13 protein-coding genes are annotated in these 15,035 nt (G+C 51.2%); 9 read left to right on the top strand and 4 right to left on the bottom strand.

What is annotated here, in order from left to right:
* Positions 1 to 11 precede the first annotated feature (11 nt).
* The 6 genes from NSU14_RS29395 (at position 12) to NSU14_RS29370 (ending at position 6,846) form a co-directional block, all read left to right on the top strand.
* Complete coding sequence (locus tag NSU14_RS29395; protein WP_340948163.1) at positions 12 to 878, top strand: ATP-binding cassette domain-containing protein; 867 nt, start codon at positions 12 to 14, stop codon at positions 876 to 878.
* The gene (locus tag NSU14_RS29390) at positions 854 to 1,756 is read left to right on the top strand and encodes an energy-coupling factor transporter ATPase (RefSeq protein ID WP_042133171.1); all 903 of its coding nucleotides are present in this window, start codon (positions 854 to 856) and stop codon (positions 1,754 to 1,756) included. Before NSU14_RS29395 ends, NSU14_RS29390 begins: the two co-directional genes overlap by 25 nt.
* Positions 1,749 to 2,540: an energy-coupling factor transporter transmembrane component T family protein gene (locus NSU14_RS29385; RefSeq protein WP_076246078.1), complete on the top strand. Its 792-nt coding sequence runs from the start codon at positions 1,749 to 1,751 to the stop codon at positions 2,538 to 2,540. The genes NSU14_RS29390 and NSU14_RS29385 overlap by 8 nt, the downstream gene beginning before the upstream one ends.
* A gap of 21 nt (positions 2,541 to 2,561) precedes the next feature.
* Positions 2,562 to 4,487: a peptidase U32 family protein gene (locus NSU14_RS29380; protein ID WP_336103531.1), complete on the top strand. Its 1,926-nt coding sequence runs from the start codon at positions 2,562 to 2,564 to the stop codon at positions 4,485 to 4,487.
* A gap of 160 nt (positions 4,488 to 4,647) precedes the next feature.
* Positions 4,648 to 5,943 carry an aspartate aminotransferase family protein gene (locus tag NSU14_RS29375; protein ID WP_336103530.1) on the top strand — a complete coding sequence of 432 codons (1,296 nt, stop codon included), beginning with the start codon at positions 4,648 to 4,650 and terminating at the stop codon, positions 5,941 to 5,943.
* A gap of 18 nt (positions 5,944 to 5,961) precedes the next feature.
* Positions 5,962 to 6,846, top strand: a complete 885-nt coding sequence (locus NSU14_RS29370; protein WP_042133181.1) for a UbiA-like polyprenyltransferase — start codon at positions 5,962 to 5,964, stop codon at positions 6,844 to 6,846.
* A 1,052-nt stretch (positions 6,847 to 7,898) separates the two neighbouring features.
* Here NSU14_RS29370 and NSU14_RS29365 read toward each other — a convergent pair.
* From NSU14_RS29365 to NSU14_RS29350, 4 genes are all read right to left on the bottom strand, one after another.
* Entirely contained in the window at positions 7,899 to 8,879 is a 981-nt protein-coding gene (locus NSU14_RS29365; RefSeq protein ID WP_042133185.1) for a polyprenyl synthetase family protein, read from the bottom strand.
* A gap of 18 nt (positions 8,880 to 8,897) precedes the next feature.
* Entirely contained in the window at positions 8,898 to 9,347 is a 450-nt protein-coding gene (locus NSU14_RS29360; protein WP_039309806.1) for a hypothetical protein, read from the bottom strand.
* A 238-nt stretch (positions 9,348 to 9,585) separates the two neighbouring features.
* Positions 9,586 to 11,463: an FAD-dependent oxidoreductase gene (locus NSU14_RS29355; protein WP_039309805.1), complete on the bottom strand. Its 1,878-nt coding sequence runs from the start codon at positions 11,461 to 11,463 to the stop codon at positions 9,586 to 9,588.
* A gap of 49 nt (positions 11,464 to 11,512) precedes the next feature.
* A complete protein-coding gene (locus NSU14_RS29350; protein WP_042133188.1) occupies positions 11,513 to 12,433 on the bottom strand; it encodes a hypothetical protein in 921 nt (306 codons plus the stop codon).
* Between the two features lie 482 nt (positions 12,434 to 12,915).
* Here NSU14_RS29350 and NSU14_RS29345 point away from each other — a divergent pair, with 482 nt between their 5' ends.
* The 3 genes from NSU14_RS29345 (at position 12,916) to NSU14_RS29335 (ending at position 15,004) form a co-directional block, all read left to right on the top strand.
* Complete coding sequence (locus NSU14_RS29345) at positions 12,916 to 13,119, top strand: CsbD family protein (RefSeq protein WP_042133189.1); 204 nt, start codon at positions 12,916 to 12,918, stop codon at positions 13,117 to 13,119.
* A 55-nt stretch (positions 13,120 to 13,174) separates the two neighbouring features.
* Positions 13,175 to 13,447: a hypothetical protein gene (locus tag NSU14_RS29340; protein ID WP_144026140.1), complete on the top strand. Its 273-nt coding sequence runs from the start codon at positions 13,175 to 13,177 to the stop codon at positions 13,445 to 13,447.
* Between the two features lie 159 nt (positions 13,448 to 13,606).
* Entirely contained in the window at positions 13,607 to 15,004 is a 1,398-nt protein-coding gene (locus NSU14_RS29335; RefSeq protein WP_042133193.1) for an ATP-binding protein, read from the top strand.
* The last annotated feature ends 31 nt before the right edge of the window (positions 15,005 to 15,035 follow it).

Raw genomic sequence — 15,035 nt, 5'->3', positions numbered from 1 at the left:
GGATGACTAACATGAATCAATCGTACAATGATACAGAGGCCGGTGAGGAACCGGCCGTTATTACGCTAGCGGGGGTCTCCTTCGGATATGATCCGGAGCATCCGATTCTCCATGATATTAACGTGTCTATCCCGCAGGGCCAATGGGTAAGCATAGTAGGACCCAACGGCTGCGGGAAATCTACGCTCGTCAAGCTTCTGAATGCACTGCTGCCTAAGAGTGCCGGGGAGATTACTGTCTGCGGACATACGCTGCAGGAAGAGACAATTGGAGACATCCGGCAATGCATCGGGATGGTGTTCCAGAATCCGGATAACCAGTTCATCGGACAGACGGTAGAGGAAGATATCCTCTTCGGCCTGGAAGGCCTGTGTCTGCCCTACGAAGAGATGAAGCAGCGGCTTGTTCTCTATACCGTGAAGATGGGCATTGATCATCTGCTGTCCAAGCATCCCGGAGAGCTGTCGGGCGGACAGAAGCAGCGTGTCGCGCTTGCTTCGATTCTTGCCATGAAGCCAGGCATCGTCATCCTTGACGAGGCCTCTTCTATGTTGGACGAAGGCAGCCGTGATGAGCTTATGGGCATTCTGCGGGACATGCAGGCAGAAGGGGCGTACACGATACTGCTGATTACACATGATCCGGATGAAATCCTGGCTTCGGACCGTGTGCTTGCGCTGCATGGCGGAAGCATAGCGGCGGATGTGCCGCCTGCGGAGCTGTTCCGTAATGAAGACCTGCTGGAGAAATGCCATTTGCGGGAACCCTACCCTTGGCGTCTTGCCCGTGAACTGCAGAGCAGGGGGATTACGGTGGATGTACCCGCCAGCGAAAAGGAGCTTATAGACACACTATGGCCATACAACTTCAGGAAGTAAGCTATACGTATGCTGACCGCAGTATGTGGAAGCAGACGGCGCTGCATGGGATTAATCTGAATATTGCCCAGGGGTCACTGACCGGGATTGCCGGGGCAACGGGCTCCGGTAAATCCACACTGCTCCAGCTGTTCAACGGGATTCTGAAACCGACAGATGGTACGGTGCAGGTGCTTGATGTGACTATCACTGCAGGAGAGAAGTCGCCGAAGCTGTTTCCGCTGCGCCGCCGGGTCGGACTGGTCTTTCAATTCCCGGAGCAGCAGATGTTCGAAGATACGGTGGAGAAGGACCTCTGCTTCGGGCCGCTTAACTTCGGCGTGAGTCCGGAGGAGGCCAAGGAGCGGGCACGCAAAGCGATGACGGACATGGGCCTGGATCTGGCCCTGCTTGAGCGCAATCCGTTCCGTCTGAGCGGCGGACAGATGCGCAAGGCGGCCATCGCCTCCGTGCTGGCGATGGACCCGGACATTGTCGTGCTGGATGAGCCGACAGCGACGCTGGACCCGGTAAGCCGCGCTGAGCTGATCGCGCTGCTGGAGCGGCTGTGCCGCGAGCAGGGCCGGACGATCATCATCGTGACGCACCGGATGGATGAGCTGCTGCCGTATGCCGACAGCTGGGCCCTGCTTAAGGACGGCGGGCTCGCCTTCCAGGGCAGCGGCCAGGAGCTGGCCGCTGATCCGGCGATCCTGGAGCGCTGCGGACTGACGGTTCCGCAGTCGCTCCGGTACTGGCAGGCCGTCGCCCAGCGCTTCGGCCTGGCCGGCGAGAAGCCGCTCCTTACGGCGGAGGCCCTCGCGGAACGGATCGCCGCCCTGCTCGCAGAGCGCAAGAACGCCGCCGGCATGGAAGAAAAGGGGAATGGCCATGAATGAACGCCTGCTGCTGGGACGCAGCATTGATACGGGCTCATGGGTCCATAAGCTGGATGCCCGGTCCAAAATTACGGGCATGCTGCTCTACGTAGTGATTATCCTGCTGTCCAATTCGTGGATGGCGATTGGGCTCATAGCCCTGTTCTCCATCATTGTTATGGCAACCACCCGTATCCCGCTAAAGTATTTCATTAAGGCTGCGAAGCCTTTGCGTTATCTGATGTTATTCATCTTCATTGTGCAGTCCCTGTCCGTGAAGGAAGGGGATGTCCTGTGGTCGCTGGGCTCCTTCTCTCTGCATGAGGGAGGCCTGCGGCTGGGGGCGTTCTCAGTCATCCGCATGCTCTTCCTGCTGACCTTCACGGCACTGCTGACCTTTACGACAACGCCCGGCAAGCTGAACCAGGGCCTTGAAGGTGTGCTCGCTCCGTTTAAGAAGCTCGGCCTGTCACCGGACCGGATCACGCTGATGATCAGCATCGCGCTGCGCTTTATCCCGACGATTCTTGATGAAGCGCAGATTATTCTGAAGGCGCAGGCCTCGCGCGGCGCGGATCTGAAGGAGCTCCCTTTGAAAGAGAAGGCGCGGATGCTAGTTTCCCTGCTGGTTCCGGTCATCGCCAGTGCTTTCCGGCGTGCCCAGGACCTGGTGTATTCGATGGAAGCCCGGGGCTTCCGTATGGATGCGCCGCGCAGCCGGTATCACCGCCTCAGGTGGGGCGTCGCTGATACGCTGTTTGTTGCTATGTTCGTTGTCTTAGGAGTTGCAGTAGCATTATTGTAGGAAGTTTAGGAGGAAACAAGAATGGCACGTTATTTTAATGGTAAAGAGATTGAATTGTTGGCACCTGCCGGAACGTTTGAGATTTTCAAGGCTGTGATTGAATCGAAGTGTGATGCCGTGTATTTCGGCGGTCCGGTGCTGAATATGAGAATGATGCGCAAGGGCTATAACTTAAGTCATGAGGAAATAATTGAAGCCGTGTCGATCGCCCACAAGCTGGATAAAAAAGTATACGTCACCGTAAATAATCTGTTTAGCGAAGAAGACGTGGAAGAAGCCCGAGAGTACCTGAAGTTTCTGGATGGCGCCCGTCCGGATGCGCTGATCGTTCAGGATATGGCTGTGCTGGAGCTGATCCGTGAGATGGAGCTTACCGTTCCGGTTCACGCTTCGGTCATGATGAATGTGCATAATCTGGAGATGATTCACGCACTGAAGGAGCTTGGCGTCAGCCGGGTCGTTACCTCCCGTGAGATGGATCTGCAGACAGCGAAGCTGCTGGGAAGCAGAAGCGGTGTAGAGCTGGAATATTTCATCCATGGCGATATGTGTTCCGTGCACGGAGCGAACTGCTATTTCAGTTCCCAGGTGTTCGGGATGAGCAGCAACCGGGGCAAATGCATGAAGCCTTGCCGCTGGGATTACCGGATCAAACGTGACGGCTATGTCTTCCCTGCGGAATACCCGCTGGCCGTGAAGGATATGTTCATGTATGAGCATCTTCCGGAGCTGATTGAGTCCGGTATTACTTCCTTCAAAATTGAAGGCCGCATGCGCGACCAGGAGTTTATGGTGAACCTGGCCAACAGCTATGGCGATGCGATTGACCGCTATATCGATGATCCGCTGGGCTTTGACCGTACGGTGGATTCCAAAGAGCTGTACAAGAACCGCAAACGTGATTTTTCCACCGCGTACGCTTTTGGCAAACCGGGACTAACGAATATCAACCGCCGCTATGAAGGTACAGGCAAGTTCTATAGCACTGGCAAAGTATTCAGTACACCGACTGCAGAGCGCGAGCTGTCCGAAGCACGGGTAATGCAGCTGCGCGAACGGATGGCCGAAGATAAACGCAGTAAGCAGACGAAGCCGGAGCTGGCTGTGCGGGTGAATAATATGGAACAGGCGCGCGTCGTGCTGGAGATGGGTGTAGAGAGCTTATATATTCCGGGTGATGTGTTTGAGCCGGACCGTCCGTTCACGAAGCAGGATATTAAGGAGCTTGGAGCCATCAAAGGCCGGACTAAGCTGTACCTCGGAATGCCTCGGATGATGACGGAGCTGCATTTTGATCAATATGACCACTTGCTGAACGGGGAGAAGCTGCCGATTGACGGCTTGATGATTACGAACCTTGGAGCAATCCGCCGCTACCGCGGGACCGGTTACCCGATGATTGGCGATGCCAACCTGAATGTTTACAACCACCTGTCTGCCGGACTGTATACCGGACTCGGCCTTACGAAGCTTACAGTTTCACCGGAAATGACGTTGGAGCACTTTGCCTCCTTCATCTCGCGCAGCGATTTACCGCTGGAAGTTGTGGTTCACGGAACGCCTGCACTGATGTATATGGAGCATGATCTGTTCGAGAATACGGAAGTGATGGAGCCGATTGGTGAGGAAGACAACCAGTTTGTCAGCAATGATGTGCTGGTGCTCAAAACCGACAAAGGTGAGAATCCGGTCTACCGCGACCAATATGGCCGCTGCCACCTGCTGTTCGCCAAAGAGCTGTGTTATCTGCCGATGCTGGATGAGATGCACGGACTTGGGATTGCGAGCTTCCGGATTGAAGGGGCTACTTACAGCACAGATGAACTGCGCACGATTATTGCTGCTTACCAGGCTGCGCTTAACGGACCGAAGCTGGGCGATGATCTGCTGGGAGGACTTAAGCCGGTATACGCGGGCTACACACTGGGCTCACTGCAATTTAATTAATAATAATTCAATTTTAAAATAACGCTAGGGCGAGTATAATAACGGTAAGTGGTGTACTGATAAGTTATTATTTTCACAAACTAATAAGCTGATTTATACTTCGTATCCACATTATGGCCATCATCTTGGATTATCAGCAGCTGAAAGCGAGGGAACCTTCATGGAACAGAGCAACATCATTGGAAGAGATGCGGTAGCCGTCAAAAGAAAGCAGTATTTCTACCCGTGCACTGCACATTTTTACCGGGATGCCCCGCAACTGGTACGCGGAAGCATGCAGTACGTGTACGATGAGAACGGCAAAGAATATACGGATTTCTTCGCCGGGGTATCGGTTGTCGCCTGCGGCCACTGCAATCCGGCGATTACCTCCCGTACGATAGCGCAGCTGCAGCAGCTGCAGCATACCTCGACCGTCTATCTGACCCAGCCGAATGTAGATTTGGCCGAGCGTCTGGAGGGTCTGCTGCCGGGCGCGTTGCGCCGGACCTTCTTCGTTAACAGCGGCTCGGAAGCGAATGAAGGGGCACTCCTGCTGGCCCGGATGCATACCGGACGCAAAGGGTTCATTGCCCTGGAAGCCGGACTGCATGGACGGACCAATCTTACAATGAGCGTGACCGGCCTGCAAATGTGGCGGACAGACGCTTACCTGGATGAAGATGTGACGTTCATTGAGCGTCCGTATCATCCGGAGATGACGCTGGAAGAAGCTGCTGCGCAGTCGATTCAGAGCCTGAAGCGTGTTCTCGCCGAGAAAGGTGATACTATCGCCGCCATGATCGTTGAACCGATTCAGGGGAATGGCGGCATGATTATGCCAGCCCTGTCTTATTTCCGCGAGGTGAAGGCGCTGCTTGAGCAATACGGTGTCCTGCTGATCGACGATGAGATTCAGACCGGCTATGGCCGTACGGGAGCTATGTTTGCCATTGAGCATTTCGGCGTAGTTCCGGACATCATCAGCATGGCTAAGGCACTGGGCAACGGCGTACCTGTCGCCGCATTTTCGACTACAGATGAGATTGCCGCTTCACTGAACAAGCCTTCGGCCTCGACGTTCGGGGGCAACCCTGTATCCGCGGCTACGGCGCTGGCTGTGCTGGATTATATCCAGTGTGAACGGCTGCCGGAACGTGCGGCTGAGCTGGGCGGACGTTTGAAGGAAGGCCTGCTCCGGCTTCAGGAGCGTTATCCTGCGCTGATCACCGATGTGCGGGGGACCGGATTCATGCTGGGTGCCGAGCTTGCCGGCTCCGAAGCTGAGGGTGCGGCTGAGCGGACAGACCATGTGCTCGAAGAGATGAAGGACCGCGGCTACCTGATCGGCAAAAACGGCATAGGCCGCAATGTTCTCGCCTTCCAGCCGCCGCTGGTCGTCACCGCAGAGAATATTGATGCTATGCTTGCTGCCTTGGATGAAGTGCTGTCCCTGGTCAAGCAAGCGATTCATTGAAGAAAGAGGCACAACATTATGGTTATCATTAATGCTTTTAAGCATACGGCACTTAAATTGAAAATGTTCAGCGAGCTGGTCATGTTCTCCCATACGCTCTTTTCCCTGCCTTTTGCCATCATCTCGATGGTATGGGCGGCGGGAGGCTGGCCTTCCGGCCATATGATGCTGTGGGGGCTGATCGCTCTAATCGGCGCGCGTAACGGGGCCAATGCGTTCAACCGCCTGGTGGACCGTACCTTTGACGGGAATAATCCGCGTACCGCACACCGGCATCTGCCGCAGCGTCTGATCGCTGAGAAGGAAGTCATCCTGTTCATCATCATCAACTATGCGCTGTTTATTGTCGCATCCGGGATGCTGAATCTGCTCTGCCTGCTGCTGTCTCCGGTGGCCATCGTGCTGATCTCGAGCTATTCGTACACGAAGCGTTTTACCTTCCTGAGCCATCTGTATCTGGGTTTCGTGATTGCTTCAGCGCCGATCGGTGCCTGGTTTGCTGTAACGGGGAATATTGCATTCACTCCATTCGTTATCGGGACGGTGGTCATGCTCTGGATTGCCGGATTTGACATCATCTACGGGACCCAGGACATCGATTTCGACCGGAAAAATGGCTTATGGTCCATTCCGAGCTTCTTTGGACTGGAGAACGCGCTGCGGATCTCCAAGGGGCTGCATTTCATTATGATTATGCTGCTGCTGTTCCTGTACCTCTGGCGTGATCTTGGCTGGATGTATCTAGTGGGCATCGGGATTGCTACATTACTGCTGATGACAGAGCACAAGATCATCAAACCTTCGAACCGTAAGATGATGAAGGTGGCCTCTTATAATTTGAACCAGGTGATCAGTATGGTGATATTGCTGTGTACGTTGATTGATTATTTTTACGTTAATTAGTTTGCGGAGGCGCGGCTGGCGGCTGGCTGCCGGCCGCGCGGTAGAGGTTGGGATGCTGCACTGCGATGAATATTTGGACCTCCGGTCGCTGTTAAGCTCAGATTCCCTGATTTGAACCGCTGTTTGCGGTAGGAATCCGAGCTTAGCGTATGCTTCCGATGCGAGCTTTCCTACGGAAAGCTTTCAGGCGAACGCTGACGCTTCTCCAGTTCCAAAATTCCTCTCCGTTCCGTCCTAACCTCTCCCCAGGCAAGATTAACTTCAAAAAGACAACAAGCCTACCCAGCGGGGCGGGCGGCAAAGAGCGCGATAAGCTTAGGCTTCGCGCTTTTCTTTTTGCCTCCGTGAGACAACCCCCAAGAGACAACCGCAAGAGACAACCGCAAGAGACAACCCCCAAGGGACAACCCACAAGGATAAACCCCCGAGAGAAAACACACAAGGACAACCCCCAAGAGACAACCCCCAAGAGCAAACCCCCAAGAGCAACCCCCAAGAGACAACCCCCAAGAGCAAACCTAAAAAGCAAACCTAAAAGCAAAACCACTAAGCTAAACACGCTCACGTTCGCGTTGCTGCGTTCACTTGTTTAGCAACATCATACAGGTAGAATTAATGCCCAGCTTAACTATTTCTGCTGCGCACCGTACAGTATAATCCATCAAAAAAACACGAATGAATCCTACCCTACTGGGTTCTTGTATAGTTTAGGTCTCTATAAAGTACCTGAGTAACTCTGAAAGGGCATAATGTTGTACGTATTACAACTCTGATTCATTAATAGTAGGGTATTCGAACGGATTGTTGTATGAAATACAACAATTGTTCCGTTAAGCGGCTCGGAAGAGGAGAAATGTTGCCTTTTGTACAACAATTTTGGATTTGAGTCAGGTTTATGAGGGAAATGTTGTATTCTGTGCAGGATTTTCATAAAAATCGCTGGGATATAGGCGGGGGTTCGCATAAAGCAAAAAAAACGAGCCCCAAAGGACTCGTTTACTTAGAAATTGATATAGCGTGCCGTGGTTAATCTGCTGCACGGCTGCTCAGGCTCACCGGTCACGTCCGGCGAAATACTGCAGCAGGATCTCCAGATCGGCATGTGCCGGGAAGCTGGAGAGCTGCTGCACGATCGCTGCGGCCTTGGACAGGTAGTCCTGGCTGACAGCTTCTGTGCGGGCCAGAGCGTCGCTGTTCTTTACCAGCTCCAAGACATGCGCAACCTCTTCGGAAGAAGAAGAGGGGCCAATCCGGCGGATCACAGGGGCAAGCTCAGGGTCCTGCAGGGCGAAAAGTACAGGCAAGGTAACCTGGCCATGGCGCAGGTCGCTGCCTGCTGGCTTGCCGAGCACATCCGCCGACTGGGTGAAGTCGAGGATGTCATCCTGAATCTGGAATGACATGCCGAGCGATTCGCCGAAATTATAGAGAAGATCGGCGACTTCTTCGGTGCTTTCTGTGGATAGTGCACCTACCCGCAGGCAGGTAGCCATCAGCAGCGCTGTTTTGTTACGGGACTTCTCCAGGTATTGCTCAAGTGTCAGGTTGTAATCAAAGGCATGCTCCATTTGCTGGTATTCCCCCAGACATAACTGGGCAGTGGCCACAGAAGACAGATCGTGAACGTAACGGTTCTTATCACCTGAATACTTGCTTAGCAGCTCGATGACGCGGGCGGACATATAATTGCCGATATGCACAGCGGATAGGATGCCGGTCTTGGTATGCAGCGCAGGCTCGCCCCGCCGCAGTTCGGCGTCGTCAATAATATCATCATGAATCAATGAGGCGGCGTGGATGAATTCAGCGGCTGCGGATAATTGCAGGGTTCTGCGTCCGGCCGGCTTGCGTCCGAACCGGCTGCCGACTATGACCATCAGCGGGCGTAGCCGTTTGCCGCCGGAGCCGGTCAGTTCAAGAATACTCTGCGCCAGCAGCGACTTTTTGGGAACATCCTTATCGCGGGTCACCAAATTCTTAATTTCACGGTTAATTTCATTGAGATCAATATGCAAGGCTTCGTGCAGCTTCATCTTTTGTGTTCCCACCTGTCAAATGGCTTTGCTTGTGCGGCTTCGCTGTCTGCGCTCCTGAATGAGGAATTCATCAAACCCCTGGGCCGGATCCTGTTCCGTGAAATCTCCATTTGACCGTCCAATTTGCATTTTTTTGATTGAGGGAGCCAAATAAGCAACCAGATCCAACTCTCGGCATTTCACTGCAAACTGCAGGTAAAAGCTGTATAGGTAATCTCCATCCAAAATGCTGCGGGTCAGGTCAGGATGATGTGGGACACATTCCATATGGCGCTGTGCAGCCACGGTAAGAATGGTATAAATACCTAGCAAATGGACTTTGCGGTCATATTCCAGATCATGGCGTTCCAGTACCGAGAGCAATTGCTCGCATTCTGCCGGAGAGAGATACAACTGAATTCCGGCGATCGGGGACATTTCAGCCTGAAGCATCCGGAATGTATCTTCAATGAGTTTTTTATTCACAAGATTCTCTCCTTCTTGTCGGTTTTGCCGGAAGAAACCACAGCCCTGATTATCCCTACAAAACCATTCTGTACATCTTTATGCAGATATGTGCTTTCCCCTTGTTAAACAAGGAGAGTAATGTGTCCTAGGGACACATTACTCTTAAGAACATCATATTCAGCTTGCAGCAGCGCAGCATGTGCGTACGCCGCTTCTGTATTTAAGTTATACACTTACTAAGAAGTTACCCGTATGGTCAGTCGGTAAACAGATACCAGCGCCGGACGAGTGGAATCCTCTTCCACTGCTTCTTGAGCCAAGGAAGAACATAGTAATCCAGACCGAACACGCTGCCGGATCCGCCGATGCAGGCAATAGCTGCCGCAACGTACCAGAGCATTTCTGTAGCTGCCATCTTGGTGGTCCAGATCATGACCGCCATACCTATAGTAGCCAAGGAAGAAATAGCCGTGAACAAACCAACGATAAGCATAACACCGAAGACGATTTCGGCACAAACCATGCCGATTTGGAACCATTTAGCCAGGAAGGTGTAAGAACCGTCCGGGTTGTAGAACATAAGATCCATGAACCAGTTAGAAATATCATAGATGAAACCTGGAACCGGCAAAGCCGATACTGCTTCTTTGGCAGTGGATACTGCGGAAGCTGCAGATTGGGCATCTACGGTGTCTTTAACGGCATCCACAGCCACGCTGGCTGCAGAAGTAGCATCTGCATAAGGAGCTGCAGGAATCAGGAAGATCTTATTGGGATCAACCCAGATTTTTCTGATCTTCTCTATACCTTCATATAGCCACATACCACCCAAAAGCATACGGAGCGGAACGAGCCAGAAGTTCGGCGAGCGCTTGGAGAAGTATCCGCCGACAAAGCTCTTGCGGTTCTCAACATGGAAGAACTCGTGCATCATGTAAGTCCATACTTTGTTGAAACCCACAACCTGGGACAGGTAGAACATATTGATGAAATGTTTGGACAGCATAGCCATGAAGCCGGTCAGCATGAAGAATTTGCCCGGAAGACCAACGTTCGCTACACCGTAGCGGCTGCCGATCGAAACCATGGTGCCATGGAATCCTGGTTTGTAAGCTTTTTTAGGCGTGCCCTTGATATCGGCAGTAATATTGCCCGCGATAACAGGTGCAGCTTGTTCAGCATTCTCAACCATTTGTGGAACTGGACGTTCTTCGCCTTCAGGGATGAAGAAGATGTTATCCCCTACAACGTATACGTTCTTATGGTCAACACTTTCAAGGTGTTCATTCGTAACAATACGTTTGCGGCCTTGTTGCTGAACATCAAGACTGCCAACGATTTCGGAGCCTTCAACACCGGCCGTCCAGACGATGGTCTGAGCATCCACGATGTTCTTTTCGCCGAGGGCTACAGAACCTGTGCCTACCTCGGTGATTTTGGCGCCGGTAACAATTTCTACATTCATCTTACGCAGGCGGGCTTCGGCTTTCTGAATCAGCTTCTCTGGAAGGATAGGCAGAATCTTCGGAGCCATATCAGCTACAATCAATCTTACTTCGGAAGGATCAATGAAGAATTCCTTACACAGTTCTTCACGTTGCTCAGCCATTTCACCAACCAGCTCGACGCCAGTGAAGCCGGCACCGATGATTACGAAGGTCAGCATGGAACGGCGTACTGCCGCATTCTTTTCCTTCGCAGCTTTGGTGTACATGTCGCGGATTTGACGCTTCAGGGCAACTGCATCGTCATAAGACCAGAAGGAGAAGGTATTCTCTTCAGCTCCGGGAATTCCGAAGAAGGTTGGTTTACTTCCTGTGCCGATTACCAGGTAATCATAAGCATAGGTAGCTTTGTCGGATTTCAGCTTCTTGTTCTTGAAATCAATGTTGCTGATTTCGTCGAGAACAACATCCACTTTCAGGCCGGCAAAGATTTTCTTCAAGTCAATTTTGATCGAATCCTCAGGTGCGCGATTCGCAGAAACCTCATGCAGCTCAGTCAAGAGAGTGTGGTATGGATTTCGGTCGATCAGTTTGATTTCTACATCTTTGTCGTTCTTAAATTTCTTTGCCAGTTTCTTAGCCGTGAGTACGCCGCCGTAGCCGCCGCCCAAAATGACTATTTTCTTCAAGAGAAACTCACCTCATTCGTCTGATTAGCTGCAAAAGGATAGCGAATAATTATTTCGCGCCTTCAAGTGCTTTTTGTGCCAGTGTGAAATATTCACCAACGTGGATAGATACGCCGGAAATTGCATCTGTTTTGCCTTCAGCATCCAGAGTAGGAGCTGCGCCTTTATTTTCAAGGAAGTATTTCTCAGCAAGAGCGATTTCTTCGTGCCATTCAGCAGAAGCGCCGCCAGCTTTCATTCCATACTTACCGTCTACAGAATATTGTTTCTTATCATCGCCTGCAGCATTCACGCCGCTGAAATTAACAGCTACAACGTTACCGCCGGCAACGGATACAGCTACAGTGGATTTCCAGCCGGATTCAGCATCCATTTCGCCTTCAGCTTTGTAACCGCCGTCTTTGTAAGGACCCACTTGTACTGGACCAGCAGCAAGAGCAGCTTGAGCAGCGCCTACGAAGTCACTAACATGTACAGATACGCCGGATACAGCGTCAGTATGTCCTTCAGCATCGAAAGCGAGTGCTGCCGGATCTTGTTTTTCAATCAGGAAAGCTTCAGCTTTAGCTGCTTGTTCATGCCATTCGGATTGAGCACCGCCAATTTTAACCAAACCGTAGTTGCCGTCTTCAGATACTTTTTTCTTCAGATCGCCGGCTGTTTTGGTATTGAAAGCATTCCAGTCAGCTTTGGTGATTTTGCCGCCTTCTACAGTAAGCAGAACGAAAGTCTGCCAGCCAGTTTCTGCATCAACATCAACTGTTCCGTAGTAGGTGCCGTCTTGGTATTTGCCTGTTTCTGTTCCAGCGTTAGCTGCAGGAGCATTTGTTGCGTCAGCAGCAGGAGCAGTGGTCGCAGCAGCAGGTGCATTAGTTGCAGCAGCGTTGCCCGCATTGTTGTTGTTACCACAACCCGCGAGTAAAGTGCCAAGTACCAGGGCGCTCGACAAGATTACAGAAGCTTTTTTCATTTTGATATGACCTCCAAGAAAATAGTTTAAAATATATATATTAAAATGTAAAACATTTTAATAGTAATTGGAAGTGATAAAAATCACTTTATAAATGACATTTGTCACTTTGGAATCGGTCTAAGGTCCCTTTTTGTAGCAGGCATACGACATATATCGGCAGGTAATAAGAAAAAATTTAATTATCTCGTTTCTTGTTCGATGGCATTCTAGCACAAGCTGGGAAATACTCATGTGAAAATAATCACTTAAATGATAAATAAATTTACTTCTGAAGTATATCAAATTTTAAAATATATGAACAGCTTTTTAAAAGACTATTATGTGACAAACTATGACTTTATTTGCGGTTTGCGCTGCAGTTCCATTATGGGGGCCTGTCCCGGGGGTTTGGATTCACACAAAGGGCCAACGGGTAATAATTCACTGAGAATTATTAGCTTGTGCCAACAATAACCGACAGCTAAGGAGATGAGCTTGTAATGGACAACAATGTGCTAAAAGGTAAATGGTTGCAGATCAAAGGTGAAGCCAAGAAGCAATGGGGCCAACTGACGGATGATGACCTCGATGTAATAGACGGCGAAAAAGATAAACTGGTAGGTAAGCTTCAGGAGCGTTACGGGCATTCCAAGGATGATGCAGAGGCGGAATACCGCAACTGGGAGCAGTCGATCCGCAGCTAAACGAAGAATATAGCCAGGCCTCAGATCAGATCATCACAAATGCAGGGAGAGGCGGATGTCTATGAATAATTCCCTCGTCGTTACAGGCCGGATTATTGAGATACATGCTGACCGGGTGCTGACACAGCAAGGAGATACCATCAGCACCTACCACCCCCGGTACTATATACTGCCGGAAGCAGAGACGTGGACACCGGCCGAAGTTGATCTGGATGAGGCACCTGTTATACAGCTTGGCGGCAATGACGGAGCTTCCGTACCCAAAAGGCGCTGGAAGGCAATGATGCCCTGGTTCACGCCGCAGAAGAAGAGCGCAAATCGTATCTGATTTGCGCTCTTCTTCTGCGGACAGGCACAAGGGAGACTGCGTTTAGAAAGACTACCTCTTATACATATGCCATAGCACTGTGGCTTCATGATTTCATTCCTCTATGATAGTATAAATAATAATCGCTGTTATATCATTTTTGGCTGCAGGAGTGAGGCTATGGAATATGTAAAAATATTTTTTGTGAATACCGCTTTGCTGATTACATTGTCTTATCTGGCAAACTTAATATACAAACATACGGTGACCTATGCTTCTGAACCTGTGAAAAAAGTAAGCTGGGTCCTGCTCGCGATCTTCGCCGGGTGGGTAAGTACAATTTTCGGATACAGGCTGGACGAGCATGTGATTTTTGACCTGCGGTTTGTGCCGCTTATTATTTCTACACTGGCTTATCCCCAGCCTCTGGTTCTTATCATTATTGGTGTCGGCACCGGGCTTACGCGGTTGACCTTCGGGGTTACCGAAGCAGCTGTGGTAGGCGTGCTGAATTTATCTATCCTCGGCTTTGTCTGCGCCGGCCTGAGCCTCTGGATGCAGCGTTCTTCTGCCTCTGTGATCCAAAAGGGACTGATTGCTGTCCTGGTGGTAAATGTAGTGAATGCGTTGAATATTACGGTATTTGGAGTTATCCCGGCGCAGGAATACATAACGGATATTCTGCCGGTCACGTTCCCGGCAGGCTTTGCTCTCAGTGTGCTGTTTGCGCTGATTATCCGCGACTTCCAGCTGGATCTGATGCGCACCGGACAGATTGTTAGAGCGAATGAGCTTTTGTCAGAGCAGACGGAGGAGCTTCATAAGAATAAAATCGTGCTGGAGGAGCGGGCCAAACAGCTGATGCTTGCCTCGCAGTTCAAGTCGGAGTTCCTGGCCAATATGTCCCATGAACTGAGAACACCGCTTAACAGTATCATTAACCTGTCCCAGCTAATTGAAGAAAGCGAAGATGAACTGAGTGTGGAAGAGCTGGCAGAATACGGCGGGATCATTCACCGCTCGGGTGAAGACCTTCTCTCGCTTATTAATGATATTCTGGACTTGTCCAAGGTAGAAGCCGGGAAGCTGGATATTATTAATGAAGACTTCAATGTCAGTGAGATCCCTGATCTGCTCCTTCAGCAGTTCAGTGTGGTAGCCAAACAGAAACAGCTGGACTTCGATATTTCACTGGATGCAGACATGCCGGGGGTTATCCATACGGATCCCCAGCGGGTGCAGCAAATTCTCCGCAATCTGCTCTCAAATGCCTTCAAATTCACTATGACAGGCGGTGTATCGGTGAATGTCCGCGTAGTGGAACGGCAAGAGGGGCTCTCCTCGCGGAAATGGGTCGCCTTTGAGGTGCAGGATACCGGGATTGGTATTCCGCCGGAGAAGCATGATCTGATCTTCGAGGCATTTGAGCAGGCGGATACAAACATCGGCCGCAAGTACGGCGGAACAGGGCTGGGCTTGTCAATCAGCAATGATCTGGCCAGACTGCTTGGCGGGTTCATTACTTTGAACAGCCGCGAGGGACAGGGAAGCTTATTCTCCCTGTATTTGCCGCTTTAACCCCAGAGAATGGGCAGATTCCGGGCTCCAA

The sequence above is a fragment of the Paenibacillus sp. FSL R10-2771 genome (assembly GCF_038000205.1).
GTDB lineage: Bacteria > Bacillota > Bacilli > Paenibacillales > Paenibacillaceae > Paenibacillus_AQ > Paenibacillus_AQ phytohabitans.
The sequence above is the reverse complement of the archived record's forward strand: the minus strand, read 5'-3'. Positions and strand labels throughout refer to the sequence as shown.